Annotated in this window: 29 protein-coding genes and 1 tRNA gene; 1 reads left to right on the forward strand and 29 read right to left on the reverse strand. The window is 48.3% G+C overall.

Annotated elements, in window-relative coordinates; all coding sequences use genetic code 11:
* Nucleotides 1-2: 2 nt before the first annotated feature.
* Both BUQ78_RS01600 and BUQ78_RS01605 read right to left on the reverse strand, forming a co-directional pair.
* A tRNA-Sec gene (locus BUQ78_RS01600) sits at nt 3-100 on the reverse strand.
* Between the two features lie 22 nt (nt 101-122).
* The gene (locus BUQ78_RS01605) at nt 123-614 is read right to left on the reverse strand and encodes a sigma-70 family RNA polymerase sigma factor (protein WP_245529598.1); all 492 of its coding nucleotides are present in this window, start codon (nt 612-614) and stop codon (nt 123-125) included.
* A 42-nt stretch (nt 615-656) separates the two neighbouring features.
* Here BUQ78_RS01605 and BUQ78_RS01610 point away from each other — a divergent pair, with 42 nt between their 5' ends.
* Nucleotides 657-1,490: a HesA/MoeB/ThiF family protein gene (locus tag BUQ78_RS01610; RefSeq protein WP_014806671.1), complete on the forward strand. Its 834-nt coding sequence runs from the start codon at nt 657-659 to the stop codon at nt 1,488-1,490.
* Here BUQ78_RS01610 and BUQ78_RS01615 read toward each other — a convergent pair.
* The 27 genes from BUQ78_RS01615 to BUQ78_RS01745 form a co-directional block, all read right to left on the reverse strand.
* Complete coding sequence (locus BUQ78_RS01615; protein ID WP_074199075.1) at nt 1,482-2,306, reverse strand: purine-nucleoside phosphorylase; 825 nt, start codon at nt 2,304-2,306, stop codon at nt 1,482-1,484. The two genes, BUQ78_RS01610 and BUQ78_RS01615, sit on opposite strands and share 9 nt — an antisense overlap.
* Nucleotides 2,307-2,338: 32 nt before the next feature.
* Complete coding sequence (locus BUQ78_RS01620; RefSeq protein WP_074199076.1) at nt 2,339-3,505, reverse strand: phosphopentomutase; 1,167 nt, start codon at nt 3,503-3,505, stop codon at nt 2,339-2,341.
* Between the two features lie 24 nt (nt 3,506-3,529).
* On the reverse strand, nt 3,530-4,423 hold the full coding sequence (locus BUQ78_RS01625) for a tyrosine-type recombinase/integrase (RefSeq protein WP_084532150.1): 894 nt from the start codon (nt 4,421-4,423) through the stop codon (nt 3,530-3,532).
* A 117-nt stretch (nt 4,424-4,540) separates the two neighbouring features.
* Nucleotides 4,541-5,095 carry an NUDIX hydrolase gene (locus BUQ78_RS01630; protein ID WP_074200137.1) on the reverse strand — a complete coding sequence of 185 codons (555 nt, stop codon included), beginning with the start codon at nt 5,093-5,095 and terminating at the stop codon, nt 4,541-4,543.
* A 23-nt stretch (nt 5,096-5,118) separates the two neighbouring features.
* Complete coding sequence (locus tag BUQ78_RS01635; protein ID WP_074199078.1) at nt 5,119-5,682, reverse strand: 2-oxoacid:acceptor oxidoreductase family protein; 564 nt, start codon at nt 5,680-5,682, stop codon at nt 5,119-5,121.
* A gap of 14 nt (nt 5,683-5,696) precedes the next feature.
* The gene (locus BUQ78_RS01640) at nt 5,697-6,440 is read right to left on the reverse strand and encodes a thiamine pyrophosphate-dependent enzyme (protein ID WP_014806665.1); all 744 of its coding nucleotides are present in this window, start codon (nt 6,438-6,440) and stop codon (nt 5,697-5,699) included.
* Between the two features lie 17 nt (nt 6,441-6,457).
* The gene (locus BUQ78_RS01645; RefSeq protein ID WP_318259447.1) at nt 6,458-7,519 is read right to left on the reverse strand and encodes a 3-methyl-2-oxobutanoate dehydrogenase subunit VorB; all 1,062 of its coding nucleotides are present in this window, start codon (nt 7,517-7,519) and stop codon (nt 6,458-6,460) included.
* Between the two features lie 19 nt (nt 7,520-7,538).
* A complete protein-coding gene (locus tag BUQ78_RS01650) occupies nt 7,539-7,754 on the reverse strand; it encodes a 4Fe-4S dicluster domain-containing protein (RefSeq protein WP_014806663.1) in 216 nt (71 codons plus the stop codon).
* Nucleotides 7,755-8,477, reverse strand: coding sequence for a nucleotide-binding protein (locus BUQ78_RS01655; RefSeq protein WP_014806662.1), 723 nt, complete (start codon nt 8,475-8,477; stop codon nt 7,755-7,757).
* A complete protein-coding gene (gene fmt, locus BUQ78_RS01660) occupies nt 8,474-9,412 on the reverse strand; it encodes a methionyl-tRNA formyltransferase (protein ID WP_318259448.1) in 939 nt (312 codons plus the stop codon). Before fmt ends, BUQ78_RS01655 begins: the two co-directional genes overlap by 4 nt.
* Nucleotides 9,409-9,900, reverse strand: a complete 492-nt coding sequence (def, locus tag BUQ78_RS01665; protein WP_014806660.1) for a peptide deformylase — start codon at nt 9,898-9,900, stop codon at nt 9,409-9,411. Before def ends, fmt begins: the two co-directional genes overlap by 4 nt.
* Before the next feature lie 123 nt (nt 9,901-10,023).
* Entirely contained in the window at nt 10,024-11,580 is a 1,557-nt protein-coding gene (locus BUQ78_RS01670; RefSeq protein WP_014806659.1) for a 30S ribosomal protein S1, read from the reverse strand.
* A gap of 20 nt (nt 11,581-11,600) precedes the next feature.
* A complete protein-coding gene (ispH, locus tag BUQ78_RS01675) occupies nt 11,601-12,434 on the reverse strand; it encodes a 4-hydroxy-3-methylbut-2-enyl diphosphate reductase (RefSeq protein WP_041459752.1) in 834 nt (277 codons plus the stop codon).
* Between the two features lie 5 nt (nt 12,435-12,439).
* Nucleotides 12,440-13,390: a tRNA (adenosine(37)-N6)-dimethylallyltransferase MiaA gene (gene miaA, locus BUQ78_RS01680; RefSeq protein ID WP_074200139.1), complete on the reverse strand. Its 951-nt coding sequence runs from the start codon at nt 13,388-13,390 to the stop codon at nt 12,440-12,442.
* A gap of 19 nt (nt 13,391-13,409) precedes the next feature.
* Nucleotides 13,410-13,832: a Holliday junction resolvase RuvX gene (gene ruvX / locus BUQ78_RS01685; protein WP_074199080.1), complete on the reverse strand. Its 423-nt coding sequence runs from the start codon at nt 13,830-13,832 to the stop codon at nt 13,410-13,412.
* 2 nt (nt 13,833-13,834) lie between these two features.
* On the reverse strand, nt 13,835-16,477 hold the full coding sequence (gene alaS, locus BUQ78_RS01690; RefSeq protein ID WP_074199081.1) for an alanine--tRNA ligase: 2,643 nt from the start codon (nt 16,475-16,477) through the stop codon (nt 13,835-13,837).
* Between the two features lie 63 nt (nt 16,478-16,540).
* A complete protein-coding gene (locus BUQ78_RS01695; RefSeq protein ID WP_074199082.1) occupies nt 16,541-17,872 on the reverse strand; it encodes an amidohydrolase in 1,332 nt (443 codons plus the stop codon).
* Nucleotides 17,869-19,113: an adenosylhomocysteinase gene (locus BUQ78_RS01700; protein WP_074199083.1), complete on the reverse strand. Its 1,245-nt coding sequence runs from the start codon at nt 19,111-19,113 to the stop codon at nt 17,869-17,871. The genes BUQ78_RS01695 and BUQ78_RS01700 overlap by 4 nt, the downstream gene beginning before the upstream one ends.
* Complete coding sequence (gene mtnA / locus BUQ78_RS01705) at nt 19,100-20,197, reverse strand: S-methyl-5-thioribose-1-phosphate isomerase (protein ID WP_074200140.1); 1,098 nt, start codon at nt 20,195-20,197, stop codon at nt 19,100-19,102. Before mtnA ends, BUQ78_RS01700 begins: the two co-directional genes overlap by 14 nt.
* A gap of 34 nt (nt 20,198-20,231) precedes the next feature.
* Nucleotides 20,232-21,476, reverse strand: coding sequence for an exodeoxyribonuclease VII large subunit (xseA, locus tag BUQ78_RS01710; RefSeq protein ID WP_074199084.1), 1,245 nt, complete (start codon nt 21,474-21,476; stop codon nt 20,232-20,234).
* Complete coding sequence (gene nusB, locus BUQ78_RS01715) at nt 21,451-21,906, reverse strand: transcription antitermination factor NusB (RefSeq protein ID WP_074199085.1); 456 nt, start codon at nt 21,904-21,906, stop codon at nt 21,451-21,453. The genes xseA and nusB overlap by 26 nt, the downstream gene beginning before the upstream one ends.
* 17 nt (nt 21,907-21,923) lie before the next feature.
* Nucleotides 21,924-22,412, reverse strand: a complete 489-nt coding sequence (locus BUQ78_RS01720) for a hypothetical protein (protein WP_014806649.1) — start codon at nt 22,410-22,412, stop codon at nt 21,924-21,926.
* A gap of 68 nt (nt 22,413-22,480) precedes the next feature.
* The gene (locus BUQ78_RS01725) at nt 22,481-22,945 is read right to left on the reverse strand and encodes an Asp23/Gls24 family envelope stress response protein (protein WP_084532155.1); all 465 of its coding nucleotides are present in this window, start codon (nt 22,943-22,945) and stop codon (nt 22,481-22,483) included.
* 13 nt (nt 22,946-22,958) lie between these two features.
* Nucleotides 22,959-23,363, reverse strand: a complete 405-nt coding sequence (locus BUQ78_RS01730; protein WP_074199086.1) for a hypothetical protein — start codon at nt 23,361-23,363, stop codon at nt 22,959-22,961.
* Between the two features lie 3 nt (nt 23,364-23,366).
* Nucleotides 23,367-23,948: an elongation factor P gene (gene efp, locus BUQ78_RS01735; RefSeq protein WP_014806646.1), complete on the reverse strand. Its 582-nt coding sequence runs from the start codon at nt 23,946-23,948 to the stop codon at nt 23,367-23,369.
* Nucleotides 23,949-24,001: 53 nt separating this feature from the next.
* Nucleotides 24,002-25,054: a (E)-4-hydroxy-3-methylbut-2-enyl-diphosphate synthase gene (ispG, locus tag BUQ78_RS01740; RefSeq protein ID WP_074199087.1), complete on the reverse strand. Its 1,053-nt coding sequence runs from the start codon at nt 25,052-25,054 to the stop codon at nt 24,002-24,004.
* A complete protein-coding gene (locus BUQ78_RS01745; protein ID WP_014806644.1) occupies nt 25,054-26,091 on the reverse strand; it encodes a M50 family metallopeptidase in 1,038 nt (345 codons plus the stop codon). Before BUQ78_RS01745 ends, ispG begins: the two co-directional genes overlap by 1 nt.
* Nucleotides 26,092-26,093: the final 2 nt, after the last annotated feature.

Here is a 26,093-nt window from a genome sequence, read left to right on the forward strand (position 1 = left end):
CTTGGCGGAGGCGAATGGGAATCGAACCCACCCGGGCCAGCCCTTACTGACCCACACCAGATTTGAAGTCTGGGGGCCGCACCAGCGACCAATCGCCTCCTTCGGACTACTAAATCTTATAGTTATTCCCCTCCCTTGTCCAGTTGTCTCAGGATGTCAGCCTTTTTTCTCGCCCTTGCCACGGCGTTTTCCACCCTTTTATACGGCCATGACAGTGTTTTCGCTGCCTCTACTACGCTTCCCGAACTAAGAAAAGCTTTAAGAGCTTTAGATTCCATTGGCGTCAGTAAAGCGTAAAGACTCCCTAAAAAATCCTTTTGCCTTAGCGTTTCGTCCAGGCTCGTTTCGTCCTGTTGATCCGGAAGGGCTTCCAGCGATATGAGGTCTTTTGTCCTTGCCTTGTTCTTTCTAAGATAGGATATCATCGCATTGCGAACGCACTTCTTCGCAAAGGCCGGGAAACTTCCCCTGTCTTTACGATAATATCGTATAGCATGATATAATGCTATGTAGCCCTCTTGCGTTAAATCCTCCTTGAGATGAGGATCCCCGTTCGATAGCAACGAAGCCATCTTGAGGACTAAAGGGGTATACTTCGTTAATATTTCATCCAACTGATATTGCTCCTTTCTCATGTCCTAGGAGGTTTGAAGGTATTGGACAGAGATATATTAAATAGACTGAAATCGGAAAGCAACATTAAAAATGACCTTGTCGTCGTGCCATTTAAATCCATAAAGGCAGCTTCGAAACAAGGCATACCTGAGAAGACCTTAGAAATCATGCTGCTCGAGGAGGGCCTTGTCCCTGAAAGGTACGAGAGAAACATCGGAACCTTCGACATTTCAGGGCAACTTCGGTTATTGAAAAGCAGCATACTAGTGGTCGGCTGCGGTGGCCTGGGCGGATGGAACATCGAGATACTGGCACGAGCAGGAGTTGGTCATCTCCGCTTGGTTGACTTTGACCGCTTTGAGGCCCATAACCTAAACAGGCAGCTTTTGGCTACTGAAGCTACGCTATATCGACAAAAGGCTTTGGTGGCTGCAGAAAGGGTCAGAGAGATCAACGCCAGCGTTGACGTTGAAGCGTGCGTTTGCATGTTTGACCAAGATACGGCCAAAGGCTTGATCGATGGAATCGACGTGGCAATCGACGCCCTAGACAACAACCGCTCAAGACAGCTCCTCTTTGAGGTTTGTCGAGCTTCGGCCATTCCTGTCGTTCATGGAGCCATAGGGGGATTTGTAGGACAAGTTAAAGTAATAATGCCCAAAGATCCACATCCGCTGGAGATCTTCGGGGAAGATGTCCCCGACAAGGGTATCGAAGTCGTGTTGGGAAACCCGCCGCAGACTCCAGCGCTGGTCGCCGCCTTGCAGTCCAATGAGGCAATTAAAATTCTCCTGAAGAAGGAGCACATATTGAAAGATCGTCTCCTTTGGCTCGATATCGAGCACGACGAATGGATGTCGCTGCAGTTACGCTAAACGAAAATTGCATAATCCCCGCAGTATCGTCACAAGCTTACCCGAAGCCCTGCCCATCTCCTCCAAAACTTCCTCGTGAGTCAAAACCTTGCCCTCCATGCCCGCTGCGTAGTTCGCCACGCACGAAATAGCGCAAACGCGCATACCCATTTGCCTCGCTACAATGGCTTCAGGGACGGTCGACATTCCAACCACGTCTGCACCAAGAAGCCTTGACATCCGAATTTCAGCCGGAGTCTCAAAGGATGGCCCGCTAAAGGCTATGTAAAGGCCTCGTTTCAATATAATGCCATTTTCTTGTGCTATATGCTCGCATAGATCCATCAATTTTGAATCGTAAACAAACGTCATATCGGGAAATCGAGGCTCGAAGAAATCTCTATCTTCGCTCCTCAGGGGATTTACCCCCATGAAATTTATGTGGTCGTATATTAAAACCAGGTCTCCCGGCTTAAGTCCATAATTTATGCCACCCGAGGCGTTGGTCAATACAAGCGTCTTTACGCCGAGCAAACCGCAAACGCGAACAGGAAATGTCACCTCATCCATCGAATAACCTTCGTAGTAGTGAACCCTGCCATTTAATGCGATCACGTAATTATTTCCCACATGCCCAATAACCAGTCGTCCTGCATGTCCCGGGACGGTCGACCTTGGCCAAAAGGGAATATCTTCGTAAGGTATCTCAACGGCCTCTTGGATCTCATCTGCAAAACTGCCCAACCCCGATCCTAAGACTATAGCTACCTCTGGTACTTCCGAAATCTTTGTCCTCAAAAATTCTACGGCACTATAAACCTTTTCTTTATATGTCATTTAGCTTCAACTCCCGTCGCATATTGGTACGATTACCTTAAAATCAATGAGGCAAATGAAACGCCATCCAATCCATCATCATCTACGCTATAAACCTCTGCCAACGTCTTAGCCAGGCAGCAAAAACCGCTGAAGGTCCCCATGTTGCCAGTGCGAACCTTGCCGCCATAAACGAGAAGCGGCACGTACTCCCTGCTATGATCCGTACTGGGAGTAAGTGGATCATTTCCATGATCGGCAGTGATGATCAAAAGATCGTCCGGGCGAATGCGGCCTATGAACGACTCAAGCCAGCTGTCAAACTGGAGCAGCGCATTGGCATATCCAGGAGGATTGTTTCTGTGACCATATTTCATGTCAAAATCTATGAGGTTGCAAAATAGCAACCCGTTGAAATCATCTTCTACAAATTTCGAAAGGAGCTTCATGCACTCGTCGTTATCCGGGCAATGAAGGGGCTTGGTAATGCCGCGGCCTGCGAATATATCGTCCAGTTTACCTAAGGTTATGACGTCGTAACCTCCTTGGCAAAGCTTATCCAAAAGCGTCTCCCTGGGCGGTGGAAGCGAAAAGTCCCTGCGCCTTGGGGTCCTAAAAAAACTGCCAGGTTTTCCTGCAAAGGGCCTTGCTATGACGCGCGCTACAGCATTTTTACCTTGAAGCAGTTGGCGGGCAATTTTGCACCATTCATACAGAACGTCCACAGGCACTATATCCTCATGCGCCGCTATCTGAAACACGCTGTCAGCAGAGGTGTAAACTATCGGATATCCGGTCCTTAAATGCTCAGGTCCAAGTTGTTCTATTATAACCGTCCCTGACGCCGGATAATTACCCAATATCTTCCTGCCTATGGCCTTCTCGAAGCTTTCTATGATCTCGGCGGGAAAACCATCCGGAAAGGTGGGAAAGGGGTCGCGTAAAACCGTTCCCATCAGCTCCCAATGTCCTGTTGTCGTATCCTTACCCGGAGACAGTTCGCGTAGCCTTGCTGCAGCACCAAGGGGAGGCCAAGAGACATAACTTCCCGGAACGTCGACGATCAATGGCAGTCCAATCTTCGCAAGGTTGGGCAAATTTACGCCACCCATAGCTAATGCTACATGATAAGCCGTATTGCTGCCTTCGTCACCGTAGAGAGCAGCATCGGGCGCTTCGCCTACACCAAAACCATCCAGAATTATCAGAAACGTTCTCAAACAAACACACCTCCTGGCTCAGACTTATGCACGGGGATGACATTTGTCATATATATCTCGAAGCTCCAAGTCCAGGTGCGTGTATCGCTCAGTAGTAGCTATCGAAGCGTGGCCAAGAAGTTCCTGCAACGTCCTTAAATCCAATCCTCTTCTTAACATGTGCGTGGCAAGCGAATGTCGCAGTACATGCGGATGAAGCCTTACGGCCGGGATACCTGCAGCCTTTCCCCTTCGGCGTATGATTCTCCACAGGTCCTCCCTATGGAGCTGTCGTCCCGTCCTTGTCAAAAATAGCCAACGCTCCCCGAATTTATCGAGCTGTGGACGTACGGTATCCACATATTTTTTTAGCTTTTCCTTGATCGATCCAAGCAGGGGTACGACCCTTTCCTTGTCGCCCTTTCCTTTAACCCTTATCGTGTTTGCATGCCAATCTATATCACCTGTAGTTAAAAGGCAAACTTCCGAAGCTCTAAGGCCACAGCCGTATATTATCTCAAAAATGGCCTCATCCCTGTCGCCCAGGATCGAGCCGTCTCTGCAGGAAGAGATCAGGCGCTCAACTTCTCCCTCGCTCAAAATTTGAGGAAGCTTTTGCTCTTTGGATGGAAGGGAGGGCAACCATTGCTCTTCATCAACCAACCCCTCCAGGGAAAGATAGCGATTCCACGATCGTATGGTAGCGGCGTAACGTTGTAAAGATGACTTAGCCTTTCCCTGTTCTGCCAATTCCTTTAAAAATTTAGCTATAAATTCATGCTTAGGAGGAAAGGGGTCGATGGCATGACGCGCACAAAAATCGAACCACTTTGTCAGGTCCGATATATATGCCTGAACCGTATTTTCGCTATATCCCCTTTCAAAGCGCAAGTAGCCCGAAAACCCGTCAATGAGCGAGTCATCATTAAAATTGGCCACCTGCATCACCTCTTGGCGATAAAATTTCTTTCATGATATCACAAAATAAGCAAAAACAATGCAACTACGCCTCGTTCCTTTGAGGCGTAGTTGCATTGCAGTAAAAACAAATATCCCTTAGTTTTTGCTAGGCAATATACTCTTTATCTGGTTCAAATACCATAGCAACGCTGCTAAAGTCTTCGCATCCTCGATCTTCTTTTCTTCGATTAGCCGTTTGCACTCCTCTGGATTTAGCCTTATGCCCTCTATGATTTCATCCTCATCGCTATTCAGCTTCGAAGGAAAGATACCCGTAGCGTAGAAAAGGTGTATGATCTCATCGCTAAAGCCGGGAGACGAGTAAAAGCTGGCTATATGCTTCAGATATCCTGCATCATACCCTACTTCTTCTTTCAGTTCTCGCCTCGCCGTTTCCTCGGGCGACTCGCCTTTTTCCATGATGCCTGCAGGTATCTCAAGCAGCTCTTTTCCGGTCGCATACCTGAACTGGCGCACGAACAGGACGTTGCCTTCATCGTCAACGGCCAAGATGGCCACTGCCGGGGCATGCTCCACGACCTCCCGTTGCGTTAAATGGCCATTAGAAAGTGCGACCTCATCAACGCGCAATTTTACTATCTTGCCGCTATAAATATGCTTTGAAGTAATGCTATATTCGCTTTTATCCATAATCATCCTAGAGGGATCATCTCTTATTTGGCTTGAACCATATATTGTTTCCCTATTTCCTGCCCCTTTTCGAAGGCCTTTAAGTTGATCTCCAGCAAACTGGCCTTTTTCGCGCCCAGCAACTCTTTGAGAGCTTCCTTCAGCGATTCGACAGAAGCCATGTCCGTAACCTCGGCCAAAGCCCCCAATACCACTATGTTTGCGACCCTTTCATTGCCCAGCTCCAATGCTATGCTGTTGGCGTTAACGCCAACTATGTTGATGTCGTCGCGGGGATGGTCATAGGTCACAAGGTCTGTGTTATATACTAAAATTCCGCCTTTCTTTAGCCTGTTGACGAACTTCGCAAGCGACGGTTGATTCATAACCACCAATATGTCGGGAGAGGAGATCAAAGGAGATGCTATCTCGCCATCGCTCACTACCACGCTACAGTTGGCAGTGCCACCACGCATCTCAGGGCCATAAGAGGGTATCCATATGACGTTTTTGCCATCGTACATGGCTGCATGGGCTATTATCTGACCCATCAGCATTATGCCCTGTCCACCGAAACCGGCAGCTATCATTTCTCTGTAAAAGCTCATCTGATTCACCTGCCTTAGTTGGGGAGCTTAAACTCGCCCAGGGGATAGTAAGGGATCATGTTCTCTTCCAACCACTTTAAGGCCTCCGCGGGACGCATGCCCCAGTTCGTCGGACAAGTGGAGAGCACCTCTACCAATGAAAAGCCCTTTCCGTCTATCTGGGTTTGGAATGCCTTCCTGATCGCTTCCTTTGCCTTCATGACGTACTTCGGCCTGGCTACAGTGACGCGAGCTATATAACCTGGAGCCTGTAAAGTTGCGAGCATTTCCGCTATCCTTATGGGATAACCATTGACCTTGGGATCTCTTCCAAAGGGACATGTTGTCGTCTTTTGATTTATGAGGGTGGTTGGAGCCATTTGGCCTCCCGTCATGCCATAGATGGCGTTATTGATAAAAATTACCGTTATGTTTTCGCCTCGATTGGCGGCATGCACTATCTCTGCAGCCCCAATGGAAGCCAAGTCTCCGTCTCCTTGATAAGTGAAGACGGTTAAATCGGGTCTGACTCTTTTACAACCGGTTGCAACTGCTGGGGCCCTTCCGTGAGCAGCCTCATACATATCTGTATTTATGTAGTTATACATCAGCACGGCGCATCCAACGGGGGCTACGCCGACGGTCTTTTCCTGGATTTTAAGTTCATCGATCACCTCGGCTACCAGACGATGCACAATGCCATGCGTACATCCTGGGCAGTAGTGAGTGGACACGTCCGTCATTGATTTAGGGCGCTCGAAAATTTTTACCTCAGGCATCCTTATCCCCCCTATGATTAACCTAATGCATTCTTAGCGGCTTCTTCTATCTCGTCAACCGATGGTGCCATTCCGCCGCATCTCCCGTAAAAGCTGACGGGAACCTTGCCACATACTCCCAGCTTAACATCCTCAACCATCTGGCCACAGCTCATCTCAACCACCAGGACGCGTTTTACGCTCTCGGGGAGATCGCTAAAAGCCTTATAAGGGAATGGATACAAGCTTTGTGGCCTTATAATTCCCGCTTTAATTCCCTGTTCCCTCAGTTTCTTTATGGCAGACTTAGCGATCCTGGATGTTGTGCCATAAGCTGCTATGACTATTTCCGCATCTTCTACGCCTGCGGACTCGAACCTTACCTCTTTTTCTTCCATTAGGCGATATTTCTTCTGAAGTTTTTTATTGTGCTGTTCAAGCACCTCCGGGTCCAGGGACAAGCTCTTTATCAAGGCCCTCTTGCCCCTTTGGGCCATATATCCTATGGCCCACTCCTTGACGTCGGGTATATCGTAATCCAGCTTCACCTTTTTAAACTCGACGGCCTCCATCATTTGTCCCATGAATCCGTCAGTCAGTATCATCACCGGGTTCCTATAGAATTCCGCCAAATCAAAGGCCATCATTATAAACTCCGTGGCTTCTTGCAGGTTGCCGGGAGCTAGGACCAAAAGCCTGTAATCACCGTGCCCGCCACCTTTAGTGGCCTGAAAGTAATCTGATTGGGCAGGCAGTATGCCTCCCAAACCGGGCCCTCCTCTCATCACATTGATGATCACGCATGGCAATTCTGCAGCGGCAATATAACTTATACCCTCGCTCATGAGCGATATGCCAGGGCTCGACGAGGAGATCAACACCCTGTGTCCGGTTCCTGCTGCTCCGAAGATCATGTTGATGCCGGCCACTTCGCTTTCCGCTTGAAGGTATACCCCACCTACTTCCGGGAGCCGTCTTGACATATATTCCGGTATCTCATTTTGTGGGGTTATTGGATATCCGAAGAAATACTTACACCCGGCATGCACTGCGGCCTCGGCAAAAGCTTCATTGCCTTTCATTAAGACTCGATTGGACACTGATTGCACCCCCATTTTATTAAGATTCTATGCGGTATACCTCAATTGCCACATCGGGACACATCATGGCACACATCTTGCAGGCTACACAACCATCCTTGTACTGCTCTGCGGGCCTATAGCCTTTGCTGTTGATGCGATCGGAAATCTTGAGCACCTTGTTGGGACATGCATCGACGCAAAGTCCGCAGCTTTTACATTTTTCCTCCAAAACTTCGATTCGCCCTTTGGGCATTTAAACCTCACTCCTTTCCCAAGGCATTAAAATTTTTCGGGCTAAAGGCCAGATTGCAACGTCCTTAACCCTAGCTGCAACATCGTGATAATTCGAGGTGGTAGTGCTAAGGTAGTACAATGGAGTTCCATTCTTCATTGAATACCTCTTTACTACCTCGTACCCCGAAATTACATTCTCGCTGGTTGTCTCATTTCCAAGGTTTGGATTGCATATCAGACCGTCAATTGACAAGCCAGACGTCTCTTCTATGGCTTTCTTCAACCTGTCAATCTCTTCCTCCGTGGAACTCATTGGTCTAAATGGATTGATCACGTACAAAATTGTGTGTCTATACTGCTCTATTTCCGGAAGAAGCTGCGTTAAGGCTAAGGCACCTTTAGCGTCTCCTCCAATATCCAATAATACTCTGCTATCCTCCAGTATGGCATTGTGCACCTCAGAGCTCACCAGAGGCAGGTCGCTCCACTTGGTATCCCCCGGAGGGGTAATAACCTCATACCCATCATTTTGTAACGTGGATGCTATCTCTCTTACACAAAAATAGGGATTGGTTATGTCCACATCTACTATCGTTACCCTTTCGCCCTGCGCCTTAAAGGCACTTGCCAAGCTTAGCAAAAACTCCGTCTTACCGGAACCAAGCCTTCCGGTAACAGCGATTATCTTGCCCCAATTATGTCTCATTAAAGCCTTCTGCCTTATCTCATCCCAATCCGTCAAGACAACACATCCCCCTCACGTAAACGTAAGCCATTTAAGAATGATCGACCGTCAATGGGGGGTTTGCCCTCCCATTGAACTTCCCGCAACGATATCGCTCCTTTGATACAGGCAACTACCGGATGATCTTCCTTGATATTTAAAATTGTCCCAGGCAAGCCTAGCACATCCTCCCTGTTAATCAGGCTTGTCCTCCATACTTTAAGCCTTTTACCTCTTATGAAGGTATGCGCACCTGGCCTGGGGTTCAATGCCCTCACCTTGTTATGCACATTGATCGCTTCATGGTTGAAATTAAAGTAGCTTTCTTCGTTCGTTATCTTGGGCGCATATGTTGCCTTCGACTCGTCCTGCTCCTTAAGTTGAGCAGTCCCGCTAACGAAATAGTGTAATGCCTCAGTTAAGAGATTTACGCCCTCGGAAAGAAGCTTCATGCCTAGGGTATAGGCTGTATCATCGAGATCGATTAAGACCTCCCTTTGGGCTATTATCGGTCCTGCGTCCATTTGTTCCGTTAGTTTAAATACGGTAACGCCTGTCATTTCTTGGCCGTCCATTATTGCCCTTTGGATTGGAGCAGCCCCTCTGTATTTGGGTAAAAGGGAGGGATGTAAGTTAATGCAACCGAACTTTGGGGTAGACAGATATGGTTCCTTCACTTTTTGTCCAAAATCTATGACTAATATGACGTCGGGCTTCCTGACTTGGAGCTCTTTCTTGAGTTCTTCGTCGAGGTTTATGTTGTCGCTCCTCCGTATAAAACATTCCAATGAGGCTGCCGCCTCCTCAACCTCATTGGGTTTCAACTTCAACCCCCTTCCGGAAGGTTTCGGATGGGCGGTAATCACCATTTCCGGAAGGAGATCCTTCTTTTCGCGTAGTTTTAGCAGGCACTGTGCACCCCAAGAGCCCGATGCCATATACCAAAACCTCAACGCGCTACACCCTTTTTAGATCGTTGTTTTAGCTTCTTTTGAATCAAACTTCTCTTAAAAGGTGACACCATGTCTATGATTAGCCTACCGTGTAAATGGTCTATCTCATGACAGAAGGCCCTGGCCAACATGCCCGAAGCCTCGATCGTATACCTTTCTCCTTTTTCATTACAGGCCTCAACTTTAACCGTTTCAGGCCTTTTGACCTCCTCAAATATCTCAGGAAAGCTTAGACACCCTTCCTCCCCAACCTGTTCTCCCCTTGCTTCTATAATTACGGGATTAATGAGAGTAAACTTTCTGCCCTCATGATCCACCACGGCTATCATTAGGTTGATGCCAACCTGAGGAGCGGCAAGCCCCAGACCGTCGTTGGCATACATGGTTTCAAACATATCATCTATTATCTTCTTCAAGTTTTCGTCGAAGACGATTACGTTTTTATTCTTAGCGCGAAGGACAGGGTCTGGATATTTTCTGATCTCCATAATTGCCACCCTACAACTGCCCCTTTCCCGAACAAAGAGGCGCCTTTGAATATGCGCCTCTTTGTCTCCTTTTACACTAGCTTTCGTATTGATTATAGCATACACATTAAGAAAAAGAAAAGTCTAAACTTTCAACTGTCCCTTTAGGACGTCGCCTATGGTCACCATGCCCTCTTCGCTCTCCTGCGCTTGATGGCTGTTTTTGGATTCCCTAGGAGCCTGTGCTTCCTTTCCTTCCTTTTCATCCTTTTTGTCGCGCTCTCCCTGTTGGTGTTGCTTCTCTTCCTCTTCCTCCAGAGCCTTAATGCTCAGCCTTATCCGTTTCTCCTTGGGATCGACCTCTAATACCCTTGCCCTTATCTCATCGTCCCTCTTTAACACCTTCGATACATCGCTAACGTGACTCTTGGAAATTTGCGATATGTGTATGAGGCCTTCCACACCTTTTTCTATTTCCACGAAGGCCCCGAAGTCGACTATCTTCACGACCTTTACGGTTACATCCTGTCCGGGTTGATAACGCTCGGCAACGGTTTCCCACGGATCATGCAGCTGCTTATAGCCAAGGCTTATCCTTTTCTGCTCTACATCTACGTCCAAAACCTGGACCTCAATTTCCTGGCCTTTTTTCAGCACTTCGCGCGGATGATCGATATGTCCCCAGGAGATATCGCTGATGTGAATCAAACCCTCCACCCCTGGCTTTATCTCGACGAAGGCTCCGAAGTCAACAGTGTTGGTCACACGACCCGATAACCTATCTCCAGGTTTGACCTCTTGTCCTACTACCTCCCAAGGATCCGGCTCCGTTTGTTTGATGCTGAGGGAGATCTTCTCCTGCTCGGGATCTACGCTCAACACCTTAACCTTAACCTTGCTGCCCTTTTTAACTATGTCGCGAGGTTTTACGTTTTTGCTCCAGGACAGCTCGCTTATATGGACCAGTCCTTCAATGGGGCCCAAATCCACGAATACTCCAAAGGATGTTATGCTGGTGACTACTCCCTCGAGGATGTCTCCCGCCTTTACGTTTTCGAAAAATTCCTTTTTCCTGTTGGCCATTTCCTGCTCCAAGATCAATCTCCTGGAGAAGATAAGCCTTCTTTTTCTACGATCCTTCTCAAGCAGTTTAACCTCGATCTCCTGATTGATGAACTTGGAAGGGTTGATCATCTTGCCCTCTTCCGCCAGATGGGAAATGGGAATAAACCCCTCAAGCCCGTAGGCATTTACGACTAGCCCGCCTTTTACCTTTCTCAGGCCAACGACCTTTATGGTCTCATTGCTCTTCAAGGCATTTTCCAGATCGTTCCATCTTTCGTCAAAGAGAAGGCGCCATCTGCTAAGCAATACTTGAGACTCCTCGCCATGGACAACCCTAGTTACCTCGGCACGAACTCTATCGCCAACGCTCGGATCGCTGTCATCGTCAACCAATATCCTGTGGGTCCATTCACGCTTGGGCAGGAATCCTTCGCATTTAAATCCTATGTCGACTAGCCATCCGTCATCGGTGCTGTCGATGATAACGCCCTCTACCACTTTACCTCTATGTACATTCTCAAGGCCATGTTGCGTTATCAGTTCCTCCATAGTCTCCTGGTTCTCCTGTGCGGGAGGGAGATCCATAGCTTCTCCTCCGATTTCCTGTTGTCCCTCTCGCTTTTCTTCCTCTACCATTACCAACCATCCTCCCTTAACTACCTACATGATAGTGAACTAATCACGTCATTTATAAGCCAATCCGGGGTTGAAGCTCCGGCAGCTATGCCTATTATACTTTTATTTTTAAGCCAATCTTCGTCTATTTCGTCAGATTTGGCAATCCAAAGGACATCGCATCCCTCTTTCTTGGCCACCTCGACGAGCTTGGCCGTATTGGTGCTGTTATGCCCACCGATAACTATTACCCCTTCTGTCTCAGATGCTAACTTTTTTACAGTTTCCTGTCTGTGCAGGGTGGCCTTGCAGATCGTATTGTATACCCTCAACTCCCGTGACTTGGGCACCAAAGCACTTACAATGGCAAGCAGCATGCCCTCTTCCTGTGTGGTCTGGGATACCACGCCTATTTTGTCCTTCGCGGGGAAAGCTTCGACATCCTTTGGGGAAGTTACGACATATACCTCGCCCAAAGCATGACCTTTTATGCTTTGAACCTCGGGATGTTTGGGATCCCCGACCACCACAACATTGTAGCCTTCTTTTGATAAAAGACGAGCCTTCTCTTGGGCATTTTTAACGGAGGGGCATGTGCCATCTATCACAATACTTCCCTTCTTGCGCACCATGTCGAATATCTCCGGCGTTGTGCCGTGGGCCCTTATAAAAACTACCGCGTTCGGCGGCAAGCATTCCACCTTTTCGATTAACTTCAACCCCATAGAAATTAATCTCTTGACCTCTTCCTCGTTATGAATGGGGCTTCCCAGTGCGTAAACTTCGCCATATCTGCCTAGGGCTCTTTCGAGTTCGTCTATGGCACGCTTTACCCCAAAACAGAAACCTAAGGGTTTTCCGATGACTAACTTCATGAAATTCACTTGACTCCCATATGTTCCTTTATTTTATCGACGATACTGCTGACAGCAACATCTTCATCGATCTCGTCTAAATCATACCACACAATGGGCTTAAACCTCTTAAACCAAGTCATCTGCCTCCTGTATAGGGATTTTGTTGCTTTGATATAATATGTCAAAGCTTCGTCCATACTGTAGAGCCCTCGCAGGTACCTAACAACCTCCCTGTAGCCCAATCCTTGCATGGAAGGGAATCTCTCGTCAAAGCCATTTTTAAGGAGCCAACGAACTTCATCGATTAATCCCCTTTCAAATTGACGCCTGGCCCTCTGCTCTATCTTGTTATAGGCGACTTCTCTCGGCCTAATTATCCCTATGTAGAGGACATTATAAGGGCTCTTAATCTTTTTGCCATGTCTATACCACCATGAGGCAGGTTTTCCGGTCGTGTAAAATACCTCAAGCCCTCTGACTATCCGAGTCAAATCGTTGGGATGAATGCGCAGCGCCAGATCAGGGTCATGGATTTCAAGCTTCTTATAGAGGTATCCCTTTCCTTTTATCTCAGCCTCCTTGAGCAAGGACGCTCTCACTTCAACGTCGCTTGCAAGCGAAGTCGTGAGCATCTCGCCAAAAAGGGCATTGTAGTAAAATGGCGTTCCGCCAACGAGCAAGGGCCTTTTTTCCCTGGCTATGACCCTTTTGATGGTACCGTTAGCCTCCTCGACAAACCTGGCTGCAGTAAAGGTGTCATCGGGGTCAGTTACATCTACGAGATGGTGAATTACATGGCGTCTATCTTCCATGGACACCTTATCTGTCCCTATGTCCATGTATCTGTATACTTGCCTGGAATCCACAGATATTACTTCTCCCTCGATGGCAGGCGCTACCGCAAGCGAGATGGCCGTCTTGCCAACTGCTGTGGGGCCTATAATGGCAACTATCGGGGATTTAGGCTTGCCCATCAAATCGCTTCACTCCACTTTACGTTTTGTTTTGATTTCGGTAGTCTAAATAGCTTTGAAGCAAGAGCGTAGCCGCGATCATGTCGACCTTGCTCCTTTTTTTCTTCCCCGACATGTTGCTTTCAAGCAAAAGTCTTTGCGCTATCACTGTCGTGTAACGTTCGTCCCAAAGCACGAAGGAAACATCGGGAAACATTCTCTTTAATTTGTCCACCATACTTACGACCTTACCTGCTTCCCTGTCGTGCTTGCCCGAGGTGCGAACGGGAAGGCCAACAACTACCGTTGAGACATTGCGTTCTTTGATCATCCTGTCCAATTGGTCAAGCCAATCGCTCTTTGCGTCCAAAAAACCGACCCCCTGGGCAAATGTGCCAAAGGGGTCGCTTATCGCTACTCCGATGCGAACGCTACCCACATCTAAGGCTAAAACATGATCCAACCTTATACCCCCAACATCTCTTGCAGAATCCTGGGCACGGAATTTAACGCGTCTTCAAGCCTGCTGGCATCTTTACCCCCGGCCTGAGCGACGTTTTCTCTTCCGCCTCCGCCTCCGCCCACTATCGCTGCAATCTTGTTTATCAGTTTGCCGGCATGGACACCACGTTTTACAGCCTCCTCGTCAGCCATGGCAACCAACGATACCTTTTCGCCATAGGTGCTGCCCAGTACTATCAAGACTTTGTTGAGTCCCCTCTTCAAATGGTCCCCAACCTGCCGTAAGGTCTCGGGTTCAAGGTCTTCGAACTTTCCCAAAAGTACGGTTACATCCCCCACCACTTGGCGCTGAGAGGTTATCTTTTCGCACTGGTGCAAGGCTAACTTCAACTTTGCCCCCTGCAACTCGACCTTGAGGTTTTTAAGCTCCACCAGCGTGGAGGCAAGCTTTTCCTTTAGGGATTTTACGTCGACGCTGCACATAGACGCTAAATCCTCAGCAAGGAACTGCAGCTCCTGATGATGAGATACCGCCGGCATGCCTGCCAGAGCAGTTATACGCCTAAGCCCCGATCCAATGCTTTCGTCCTTGACTATCTTTATAGTGCCTATCTCGCCGGTGGCATTTACATGGAGGCCCCCGCATAATTCAGCACAATAACCAGGTATCTGAATCACACGTACCCTTTCTCCGTACTTTTCGTCGAAAAAGGCCTTCGCCCCTATCCTTTTGGCCTCGTCCATGGTTGTTTCAAAGATGTTGACCTTTATGTTTGCTTGAACGACCTCATTGGCTATGCACTCAATCGCCGTAAGCTGTTCGCGCGTTATGGGGTCAAAATGATTGAAGTCAAAGCGCAGGTAATCCGGGGCAACGTAGGATCCGGCTTGCCTAACATGAGGCCCCAACACCCTTGCCAAGGCCTCATGTATTATATGCGTGGATGTGTGGTGGCGTCTTATGGCGTTTCTCCTCGTTACGTCGACCCGTGCATCAACTTCATCACCGATCGCCACATATCCAGATCTTACCTTGGCTTTATGGGCTATAAGCGTCTCTAGGACGGAATAGGTATCAAGCACTTCAAGCTTGCAGCCAGACGATTCCATCCATCCCCTATCTCCCACTTGGCCACCCCTCTCGGCGTAAAAGGGAGTTTTATCCAAGAATATCTCCACTTCCTCTCCCTCTTGAGCCTCGTAAACTTCCTGCGATTCCTTAAATATAGCTACGACTTTCGCGCGTACCTCATTTAGCTCGTAACCAACAAATTCGCTACCGCCGCACTTAGATAGAAGAGAGGAGTAACTTTCTTTCTTCGTTGCAGAGCTTAACTGCTTGCTTGCTGCCCTTGCCATCTCCCTTTGATGTTCCATACATTCGATGAAACCATCCCTATCCACCTTTATCCCGTGCTCCTGGCATATTTCTTCCGTAAGCTCCAGCGGGAAACCGTAGGTATCGTATAGCACGAAAGCCGTCTCTCCTGGCAGGACGTCTTTGCCCTCCTTCTTGAGTCGGGATATCTCTTCTTCAATCAGAGCACTGCCCTGGTCCAGGGTCCTGCTGAACTTCTTTTCCTCAAGGTTTATCACGGATTCTATGACATTTATATTTTCCACTAGCTCTTTATAGGGGTCTGCCATCAACTCGACTAACGTAGGAAGCAGATCAACCAAAAAGGGCCTCTCCAGGCCGAGCAGCCGTCCGTAGCGAGACGCCCTTCGAAGAAGCCTCCTCAACACGTAGCCTCTTCCCTCGTTCGAGGGAAGTACGCCATCAGCTATCATGAAGGCCAATGCCCTGACGTGGTCGGCGATGACCCTCATTGCCATATCGTGTTGCTTATTCATGGCATACTCTACGCCCGATATATTTGATATCTTGTTTATCATGGGCATGAAGAGGTCAGTTTCGAAATCCGACCTGACACCTTGCACCACAGAGGCGAGCCTCTCCAGCCCCATGCCCGTATCTATGTTTTTCCTTGGTAAGGGGGTGAGATTTCCCGCTTCATCCCTGTTATACTGCATAAAGACTAAATTCCAAATCTCAAGATATCTGTCGCAGTCACATCCGACGAAACAATCGGGCTTTCCGCATGAAAACTCAGGCCCCTGATCGTAAATGAGCTCAGAGCATGGCCCACAAGGTCCAACCGGCCCGGCTGCCCAAAAGTTGTCCTTCTCGCCCATGCGCACTATTCGATCTTCAGGAATACCTACCGTCTTGTGCCATATATCGAAGGCCTCATCATCGTCAAGATATATGGTTACATACATCCTCTCCGGCAAAAATCCTATCTCCTTGGTAAGAAACTCCCAAGCCCATGGAATGACGCTTTCCTTGAAGTAATCTCCAAAGCTGAAATTCCCAAGCATCTCAAAGAAGGTATGGTGCCTGGATGTCCTTCCCACGTTTTCTATGTCGTTTGTACGCAGACATTTTTGAGATGTCGTCGCCCTTGGGACATCGGGTTGTTTAAGGCCTAAAAAATATGGTTTAAAGGGGACCATGCCGGCTATGGTAAAAAGCAAAGAAGGATCATCTGGAACCAGGCTGAAGCTTGGATATCTTTTATGCCCCTTTTGTTCAAAATACGATAAAAAAAGCTCCCGCAACTCTCTTCCACTTCGTCTTTTCACGGGAAATCGCAGCCCCCTTTCCTAATATGCACGGCTTAAAACTAAATTATAATTTATAGCAGGCTATATAGCTAGCAACTCCTTCCTGGCTTCTTTTGCATCATACATGACCTTCTCGTAGTCCAAGGAAGGGAACTCGCCGTCTTTATATACCCATTTGCCGTTAACCATGGTCCCGCAGACATCCCTCGAGCTCCCTGAGAATACGATGAAGCTCGCAAGGTTATCCTTGTTCCATCCTATATAGCGCGCGTTGTCGAGGTTTATGACGGCAAAGTCGGCCTTCCATCCTTCCTCAATCATGCCGACATTTGAGAAACCTAGCGCCTTGCATCCTGCATAAGAAGCCATTTTAAGCGCATCCTTTGATTTCATCAACATTGGATCTTTATAATACCCCTTTTGCATCAAGGAGGCCGTTCGCATCTCCAGCCACATATCCAGCCTATTATTGCTTGCCGCCCCGTCGCTTCCCAAGGCGACGTGGACGCCTTCCTTCAGCATCTGCGAAACGGGCGCAAAACCGCTCCCCAGCTTCATATTGCTGCTCGGGTTATGAACGACCGCAATGTTGTCTTTGGCAATTTCCTTCAGCCTATTTTCGGGAAACCATACGCCATGGGCCAATATCAGGCTTGTCACGTCAGCAAGCCCTGTTTCATAAAGAAGGTCGATTGGGTCTTTCTTTAGCTCCTGTTCTATATAGCTTCTTTCCCATTCGGTCTCAAGCCAGTGGATGTGAATCCCTGCGTTAAGGCCCCTTGCTGCGCCAGCTACTTGCGTCAGCAGCTTAGGCGATACGGTGTATGGAGCATGAGGGCCAAGCTGCACGGTTATCAGGTCGTTCTTGCCGTGCCAGTGGTCATACAGCCTTATGCCTTCCTTCAGCTTTAACGAAAAAAGCGGGGCATTTCCTATCAATCCCTGACACAGTCCACACCTTACGCCCACCTCGGTGGCCACCCTTGCAACCTCGTCCATGTGGAAGTACATGTCCCCAAAGCAGGTTATGCCGCCGCTTATCATCTCAGCTACTCCAAGTTGGGTTCCTATCCTAATGTGCCTGGGCTTAAGTCGACCCTCTACGGGCCAAATGTGTTTTTCAAGCCAATCCTTTAATGGGCTTTCCTCGCCTAAACCTCTAAGCAACGTCATCGCAACATGTGTGTGGCTATTTGCAAAACCGGGCAGCAAGGCCTTTCTTTCTCGGCAAAAATATTCATCCTTAGCCCTTATCTTTGACCTTTCCTCTCTCGAAAAAAGGCGCAGTATACGACCTTGCGTTACTGCGACATCGCAAATTTCAGCTCTGTCGCGCGCCCCGTCCAACACTACGGCATCCCTGAATACCAAGTCCGCTTCCGCTAAGCCCTGCTCATTGAGGCTGGGGGTCATTCGTCCCACCTTCCCATGTATTCTTCCTGCTCGGTCGTCATCTTTTCGAGCTTAATTCCCAAAGCTTCAAGCTTCAAATGCGCTACATTCTTATCTATTTCATTTGGAACCGGATAAAGTCCCGGTTCCAAATCCCTTTCCTTTATGTACAGGACGGATAGGAGTTGAAGCGCAAAGGACAAATCCATGATCTCAATCGGGTGTCCGTCACCACCCGCCAGGTTCACAAGCCTGCCTTCCACCAGGAGGTGAAAAGACCGACCGTCCTTGGTCACATAGGTAGTTACGCCTGGCCTTGTCTGTGATTTTTGAACTGCAATTTCGTCCAAGTCCGTACAGGATATCTCAACATCGAAATGTCCGGCATTGGCCAGGATCACACCGCTTTTCATTAACGCAAAGTGCTCTTTTCTTATGACGTTGATGTTTCCCGTTGTCGTTATAAAGATATCGCCCGTTCGTGCAGCAGTTGGCATGTCCGTGACGTAAAAGCCATCCATATAGGCCTCCAGGGCCCTATGTGGATCGGACTCCACGATGGTAACGCGGGCTCCAAGCCCGCAAGCTCTCGAGGCGACACCTCTGCCGCACCATCCGTATCCGCACACCACGACTTCCTTTCCGGCTACCAGCATGTTCGTCAGCCTACATATGGCATCCCATACCGATTGACCGGTCCCATATCTGTTATCGAAGAGGTGTTTGCTTAAAGCGTCATTTACTGCCAGCATTGGAAAGGCTAGTACCCCCTCGTTGGACATAGCCCTTAACCGCTTCACTCCGGTCGTAGTTTCCTCGCATCCGCCTTTGATGTAAGGCAACAGGTCGGGTCTTTCCTTATGGACCAAGGTTACAAGATCGCCACCGTCATCTATCAGTATTTGCGGCGACCATGCCAACAAAGCGTGCAGGTTCCCGTAATATTCATCCATCGTCATTCCATGCCAGCTGTATACCTTGATCCCATGGGCCACTAAGGCGGCACAGATATCGTCCTGAGTAGATAATGGATTGCTTCCTGCGGCCACGACTTCCGCTCCCAAGGCCTTAAGGGCCCTTAACAAACATGCCGTTTTGGCTTCAAGGTGTAGGCATGCAGCAATCCTGGTCCCTTTGAGGGGACGCTCATCTTTGTATTTCTCCTGCAGGAGCTTTAGAACAGGCATGAAGTTCCATGCCCAGGCGATTTTAATTTTGCCCTGATCCGCTAAAGCGGGATTGGCGATTCTATATTCCTCCATCTTCTGACCCTCCCTGTTTTAAATAGGAATCCGCCCAATGGGCATCCTCAAAATTGACATCTATACGCATTGCCGTTTCTATGGATTCTCTGTAAGGGGCTTTCAAGATGCCTGCCTCTGTTATTATCCCGGATATCAAATCGCCTGGCGTTACGTCAAAGGCAGGGTTCCAAGCCGGAATATCTTCGAGGAAGATCTTTACGCCTCTAACGGTACGCACCTCATCGGGATCTCTTTCCTCTATGGGTATTGCCTCGCCATCCTTTATGCTACAGTCGATGGTGCTTCTGGGCGCAGCGACGTAAAAGGGGATACCGTGATATTTACAAAGCACCGCTAAATTATACGTACCGATCTTGTTGGCCGTATCGCCGTTGGAAGCTATCCTGTCTGCTCCAACGATGACCAGGTCCACTTTGCCCTTTTTCATTAAAAAGGCTGCCATATCATCGCATATGACGGTTACATCCAGCCCATCCATCCAAAGTTCCCATGAGGATAACCTGGCCCCTTGAAGGAGTGGCCTGGTTTCATCGCAATAAACTTTTATCGCCTTCCCAATCTTTTGAGCCATCCGTATTACCCCTAAGGCGGTGCCAATCCCACCCGTAGCTAAAGCCCCTGCATTGCAATGAGTCAATACCTGACAATTGGGAGGCACTATAGACTGGCCATGCAGGGCAATCAATTTCTCTATCCGTCTTTCCTCTTCGTGAATACCCACGGCCACTTCTAACAAATGATCTTTAAGGATTAACCCGGGATCTTTAGCGGTTGCGTCATGGAAATCAGTCGCTGCCCTCTCCATCTTCTCTAGGGCCCAAAAGAGGTTTACAGCGGTAGGACGAGTTTTAGATAGACGAGAGACGGCCTCCTTGACCATAGGGAGTCCGCCATGAGATGCTAAAACGATTCCATAGGCGGCAGCTATCCCTATTGCAGGAGCCCCTCGTACGATCATCTTTTCTATGGCTTCGGCCACGTCTTGATAGTTGGTACATTTCAGATATTCGACTTCAAACGGTATCCTTCTTTGGTCCAACAGGTATAGGAAACCATCTTCCCACTTAATGGGATCGGGCATGGACAATTATGTCACTCCTTAAGTAAAATATTGATTATTCTCCCTTTGGATGTAAGGACTTTATTTCGGCTTGGGCCCTTCCGTCTACCATGCATAGGAATACCTTGTCTCCTATGTCAATTTGAGATAGCGAAGTCACTATCTCTTCCTCTTCCGACAGGCAGGTAATCCATCCCCTTGATATGGACTTCAGAGGAGACAGGGCATCTAAAGAAGCAGCAGCATGGGCTAGCCTCTCTTTTGCTTCGGCAATGATCCTATCTATACCCTGTCGAAGAGCCTGTGATTTTTGAGTTAATTTAAGGTCCGAAGGATGCAGATATAAGTTCTTTACCGTGTTCTGCAGCCTGGCAAGTTGTCTCTCGCATAGGTTGAAGGCGTCTTGGTATCTATGAGCTGTTAGCGAGATTAGCCTTGCCTTTATGTGCAGTATCTGTTTATAGATCTCTCTGCGATCGGGAAAGACCTTTTCTGCAGCGGCAGATGGAGTGGGCGCATAAGCGTCGGCCGCATAATCGGATAAGGTTCTGTCTATCTCGTGACCTATTCCGGTTACGACGGGAAATGGACAGGCCCTAATGCACCTCACGACCCTTTCATCGTCAAAGGGGGTCAAATCGTCTCGACTCCCGCCGCCTCTCACCAGTAGCACCACGTCAAGCTCCTTGGTTGCAGCCAATCTCATGGCCCTTGCTATATCTTGAGGCGCTTCGATTCCCTGCACTAACGTGGGAAATATGTATATCTCGCATTGGGGAAAGCGTTTTTTAGCCACCTTTATTACGTCCTTAACAGCGGCTCCCGTCTTGGACGTCACCACCCCTACCCTCTCAGGGAAGGTGGGGAGCTTTCTTTTTATTCTAGGATCGAACAGACCTTCCTTTTCAAGCCTCTTTTTGAGCTCTTCCTTCGCCCTCATTTGAGCTCCCTTGCCTAAGGGCAGTATATTTCGAGCGTACAACTGATATGTACCCTGAGGTGGGTAAACTCCAATGCTTCCTTCTACCACCACTTCATCCCCGGCCTGTGGCCAAAGCGGCACGTAGTTGGCGCTGCTTCTAAACATCACGCAAGACAAGCGGGATTGTTTACTGCCCAGGGAAAAGTAGACGTGACCACTGCTGTGGTGTTTGATCTCTATGATTTCTCCCCTTACCGCGATGCTTTTGAGTAAAAGATCATTTTCCAACAAATCTTTAATGTAAAGGGTCAATTCGTCGACAGAGAATATCTCGATCCTTTTGGCGAAATCGTTAAGCAGGGGCGCTTCCCTCGACATCCTTACCCTCTCCTTCGGCAAGGGATCTCACGATCTTTCCCAATACGCCGTTTACGAACTTCCCTGAATTTTCCGTGCCGAAACGCTTGGCCAGCTCTATTGCTTCAGAAATCGCTACGGGTATGGGCACAATCTTGCTGTATAGGCCCTCAAAAAGAGCTAACCTTATAGCCTCCAGGTCTACAGTGACCATCCGCTCAGGACGCCAGCCCGTTATATGCATTCTTATGAGGTTGTCAATCTCTATTCTCTTCTCCCATATACCCCTTACCAGCCAAGTAGCGTATCTCAAGACTTCCTCGGATTCCCCCTCAGAGGGAAAAAGAGAGATGGCCTCATCAGGGGTTTGATCGTCTCTCATATCTAAGGCATATAACAACTGTAAGGCTATTTCTCTAGCCCTTCGTCGCTGCTGTTGTAGCAAAGACAAGTTTGCCTGCCTCCTGTCTAACGTCCTTTGTTCAATAAGCGCGATATTAGATCGTTTAACTTGCCGCTTATAACCGCCTTGGCAACTGCCCATCCAATGATCCCAAAAAGTACGCACAAGCTTAGGCCTTTTATGCCAAGTTGCGATATACCAGCGACCAATGCCACTAAAAACGCCCAAAATATAGGACGCTTCTTAAGCTTATTCATCAGACCTAAAAAATCAACATTCTCTTCTTCCTTGAACGCCCATGACAATTGAACTTTCAATCCTAAAGGGGCAAATAAACGAGCCAGCTTTGTCTTTAATTCGCTTTCAATCTTTACGTCCTCTTCGCCCATACTGAAGGGTGTGGAGATGACCACATTGACGATGTCCTCCCCACCCAAAAGCGAAGCATCGATAGCTCGATATCCGCTCGGCATGCTCGTATTCGCTAAAGCTATCACTGCGTCCTTGGAAAGCCATAGATCACCCTGATTGCTTCTGTGCCAATGAAACTCCATGACCTATATAACTCCTTCTTACCACAAGCTCGGGAGGTGCCGCAAGCACTCCCGCAGGCATACCAAATTTATGGATTTATCAGATCTTGACTTTGAGATTTGTTCTCGGTGAAGTGAATGCCTTGAACGTGCACGTTGACAGCTTTAACCGTATAGCCTGTGTAGTTTTCAATCTGGTTTTTTATGGCCTCTTGAACGTCCCAGGCAATGTCAGGGATTCTTAAGCCATATTTCACGGATATGTATGTATCGACGATCACTTCATTCGGGGCCCCTTCTTCGATAGTGATCTTTACACCACTCGACGTCCTCCGCCCCAAACGCAGGTTTGCCACTAACCCGGAGCTTGCAGGCAAAACGCCAGGCACGCTTTTGAGCGCCTCAATGGCCATCTGAGATATGACCTCCTCAGATATCTTAACCTCTCCCTTTGGCTGAGCTTCCTCTATGCCAGGTTCTTGGCTCTGCTGTGTTTCGGAACTCTGATAATAGTCCTGGTTGGTCATGTGCATTTCCTTTTCTTCCTCCATCATTTGCTATCCCTCCCTATTTATTCAACTTTCCTTGGTCGATGAAGCGACCGCAATTGGGGCATATCAAGATCTCGCCTTCTTCAAAAAGGCTTGGATTGAACATGAAGGTATAGTCGCACTCTGGGCAAATTGCCGACTCATAGAAGTCTTGCTCGTCTTCTTCGCCTTCATAATATTCATATAGATCCTCTACCGCCTCTTCCAGCTCATCCAGTTCAGAGTCCATCCTGGCACAGAATGAGGCCAATTCCTCTAACTTTTTATTTTGTGCTTCTATTTTATCACGCAATGCTCTGATCTCCTGGAGCATGCCTTCAAAGAGGTCAACCAAAGCTTTTTGCGCAACCATGCTCGACTCGGGCAAATGGGCATCCGATAACGCTTCCCTAAGTTTTTGAATGCTGTCATCCAAGCTCAAGAGCTACGCCCCCTTGGACTTATCCCTCTCTAAATATTCCCCGGTACGGGTATCCACCAAAACGATATCCCCCACCTCAACGAACATAGGTACGGTTATCGTCAATCCGGTCTCTAGCGTAGCAGGTTTACCCCCACCCGATACCGTGTCTCCTTTATATCCGGGAGGGGTGTCAACTACCTTCAGGGAAACGGTGTTGGGAAGTTCTATTCCCACGATATTTCCTTCGTAAAGCTCCAGGCTCACTTCGAGATTGTCGCTCAAATAGAGCGCCTTGTCGCCTAGCACGGACTTGGGCACGTATATTTGATCATAACTTTCCATATCCATGAAGACATAGTTGTCGCCTTCCTTATAAATGAACTGGGCCTTTCGCTCGTCGAACACAACACGCTCAAACCTCTCACCCGCCCTGAAGGACGTCTCGATGATTGAACCCGAGTAGATGTTTCGAAGCTTGGTCCTTACGATTGCCCCGCCACGCCCCATCTTATGATGCTGGCAATCGAGAATCTCCCATATGCTATCTTCCCATTTTATCATCATTCCCTGTCTGAAGCTATTCGTATCAACTATTTGAGCCATATAACTTCCTCCCTAAATAATTTATTATCATATCAGCAATTCAATATATATCGTTACAGCATATCCTTGAAAAGCGACCCTATTTTCTCCATCTCCTCTTCTCCCAAATGACCTACCACCTCACCCTTTTTAAATATCACAACTCCATTGGGAGTGCCCGCTACGCCTATGTCGGCATCCATGGCCTCCCTCGGGCCGTTCACTTCGCATCCCATAATGGCCACGACAGTGCCGTCGGGTAAGTCCTTCAATGCAGGTCTTATCTCTTCCACAAGCTTTGACACATCCAAACGTCGTCTCCCACAGGCAGGACAAGAGATCACCTCGACACCCCTTTTTCTTAAGCCCAAAGACCTAAGCAGGGCATATCCCGCTCTTACCTCTTCGCTAGCTGGCGCCGATAAGCTTATCCTGAGAGTATCGCCTATTCCCTGCATCAAGAGCAAGGAAATCCCTGCTGCCGATTTTATTAGGCCCTCCGGGATTGCCCCAGCCTCCGTCATCCCGATGTGAACGGGATACTGCGGAAAGTGCCTTGAGACTAACAAGTTAGCATTGATCGTCTCGGCAATGGAAGTAGATTTGCTCGAGAGGATGATGTCGTCAAAGCCCATATCCTCCAGGATTTTCACCTGTTCTTGTACTGCAATAAATAGGGCTTTAGCTTTATTGCCCATGGCCTGTTCCAGTTGGACATTGTTCAACGAACCGCTGTTGGATCCTATCCTTATGACGGCTTTTTTCTCCTTTGCCAATCTTACGACGTCTGCAAGTCCACCTTTCGGCATATTGCCAGGGTTGATCCTAATGGCCATACAACCCGCTTCAAGAGCCGCTTTAGCCAGCTTGGCGTCAAAGTGAATGTCGGCCATAATCGGTATTTCCGAAATTTCTAGGAGTGCTTTTAGCGACTGAAGACAACTCATTTCCGGGAAGGCCACCCGAACCAGTTCGCAACCTTCAAGTTTAAGGGTCTTCAGCTCTTGCCGACACCCATCGATATCCGTTACAGGGGTCTTTAGCATGCTTTCTATCCTTATGGGTGAACCTTTTCCTATCTCCAACCCGCCTATGTTCACCGACTTTTTTTGAGATTGCATCTCCATCACCTGTTGAATATCCTCGTTATGTCTTGCCATGTGATCAAAGCTATTAACACTAGCAATACGACCATTCCTATGAAATGCACTTTCTGCTCGATGTATTCAGGCACTTTCTTACGAAATATCATCTCCACAGTAACGAAAAGCAACCTTCCTCCGTCCAAAGCGGGAAAGGGTATGAGATTGAACAAACCAAGGTTTAAATTTATTATCCCCAGGAAGAACAGAAACGTCCAAAGCCCGTTCTTTGCGGCTTCACCTGCCATCTCGGCTATCCCAACAGGACCCGTTACATCGATCTTTTGTCCGGCGAACAGCCAGTTAATGATGGAGCTAAAAATGTTTTTGGTCATCTCCCAAAGGTAGCGCAATGAGTAATTAAGAGCCGCAATGCCTTCATACTTTACCAGAGCAGGCTTGACACCTAGAATATATGCACCCGTTGACGGATCTGGCTTGAGGAATACATCCTTGAAGGTTATCTCCCCTACCCCAGGACGCTCTACGACGATAGTGATAGGTTTATCGGCATAGCTCTTGATTGTGGATGCCATATCAGGCCAAGTGGTTACCTTCTTATCGTTTATGGCTAGGACGGTATCCCCGGGGCGCAATCCTATAGCTTGTGCGGGATATCCTGGCATGAGCTCGCCGATCCTTGCATGTTCCATGTCCAGCACCCCATGCCCCCATAGGAAAAATGTCGCTATTATGACGGCAAGGAGTATATTTACTATAGAACCGGCAGCCAATATCAACCATCTGCGCCATGCGCTCTTTGCATTGAAGCTCCTTTGAGGATCCTCAACCTCCCCCTCGATGGCTTCGCCCATGCCGGCCAGCCTTACAAAACCACCTATGGGGAGTATCCTGATCGACCAAAGGGTCTCGTTTTTTCTCCGTTTGAATATGGCTGGTCCCATGCCAAAGGCAAACTCATGCACCTGCACGCCAAGCAACTTTGCAGACAAGAAATGGCCAAATTCATGGGAAATTACACAGACTCCGATTACTATTATGAAAGAAACTAGAGCAAACATTA

The organism is Acetomicrobium flavidum, assembly GCF_900129645.1.
In the GTDB taxonomy this organism is placed as follows: domain Bacteria; phylum Synergistota; class Synergistia; order Synergistales; family Acetomicrobiaceae; genus Acetomicrobium; species Acetomicrobium flavidum.

What these genes read in the sequence shown, in the direction of transcription:
- BUQ78_RS01745 (WP_014806644.1), bottom strand. Translation starts at nt 26,091, where the DNA reads ATGTTTGCTCTAGTTTCTTTCATAATAGTAATCGGAGTCTGTGTAATT.
- ispH (WP_041459752.1), bottom strand. Translation starts at nt 12,434, where the DNA reads ATGAAGTTAGTCATCGGAAAACCCTTAGGTTTCTGTTTTGGGGTAAAG.
- BUQ78_RS01725 (WP_084532155.1), bottom strand. Translation starts at nt 22,945, where the DNA reads ATGATGGAGGAAGAAAAGGAAATGCACATGACCAACCAGGACTATTAT.
- BUQ78_RS01615 (WP_074199075.1), bottom strand. Translation starts at nt 2,306, where the DNA reads ATGACATATAAAGAAAAGGTTTATAGTGCCGTAGAATTTTTGAGGACA.
- BUQ78_RS01630 (WP_074200137.1), bottom strand. Translation starts at nt 5,095, where the DNA reads ATGGATAAAAGCGAATATAGCATTACTTCAAAGCATATTTATAGCGGC.
- BUQ78_RS01650 (WP_014806663.1), bottom strand. Translation starts at nt 7,754, where the DNA reads ATGCCCAAAGGGCGAATCGAAGTTTTGGAGGAAAAATGTAAAAGCTGC.
- ispG (WP_074199087.1), bottom strand. Translation starts at nt 25,054, where the DNA reads ATGGAGATGCAATCTCAAAAAAAGTCGGTGAACATAGGCGGGTTGGAG.
- BUQ78_RS01635 (WP_074199078.1), bottom strand. Translation starts at nt 5,682, where the DNA reads ATGAGCTTTTACAGAGAAATGATAGCTGCCGGTTTCGGTGGACAGGGC.
- BUQ78_RS01695 (WP_074199082.1), bottom strand. Translation starts at nt 17,872, where the DNA reads ATGACCCCCAGCCTCAATGAGCAGGGCTTAGCGGAAGCGGACTTGGTA.
- miaA (WP_074200139.1), bottom strand. Translation starts at nt 13,390, where the DNA reads ATGGGCAAGCCTAAATCCCCGATAGTTGCCATTATAGGCCCCACAGCA.
- xseA (WP_074199084.1), bottom strand. Translation starts at nt 21,476, where the DNA reads ATGTCGAGGGAAGCGCCCCTGCTTAACGATTTCGCCAAAAGGATCGAG.
- BUQ78_RS01700 (WP_074199083.1), bottom strand. Translation starts at nt 19,113, where the DNA reads ATGGAGGAATATAGAATCGCCAATCCCGCTTTAGCGGATCAGGGCAAA.
- efp (WP_014806646.1), bottom strand. Translation starts at nt 23,948, where the DNA reads ATGGCTCAAATAGTTGATACGAATAGCTTCAGACAGGGAATGATGATA.
- BUQ78_RS01640 (WP_014806665.1), bottom strand. Translation starts at nt 6,440, where the DNA reads ATGCCTGAGGTAAAAATTTTCGAGCGCCCTAAATCAATGACGGACGTG.
- mtnA (WP_074200140.1), bottom strand. Translation starts at nt 20,197, where the DNA reads ATGCCCGATCCCATTAAGTGGGAAGATGGTTTCCTATACCTGTTGGAC.
- BUQ78_RS01720 (WP_014806649.1), bottom strand. Translation starts at nt 22,412, where the DNA reads ATGGAGTTTCATTGGCACAGAAGCAATCAGGGTGATCTATGGCTTTCC.
- BUQ78_RS01670 (WP_014806659.1), bottom strand. Translation starts at nt 11,580, where the DNA reads ATGGTAGAGGAAGAAAAGCGAGAGGGACAACAGGAAATCGGAGGAGAA.
- def (WP_014806660.1), bottom strand. Translation starts at nt 9,900, where the DNA reads ATGGAGATCAGAAAATATCCAGACCCTGTCCTTCGCGCTAAGAATAAA.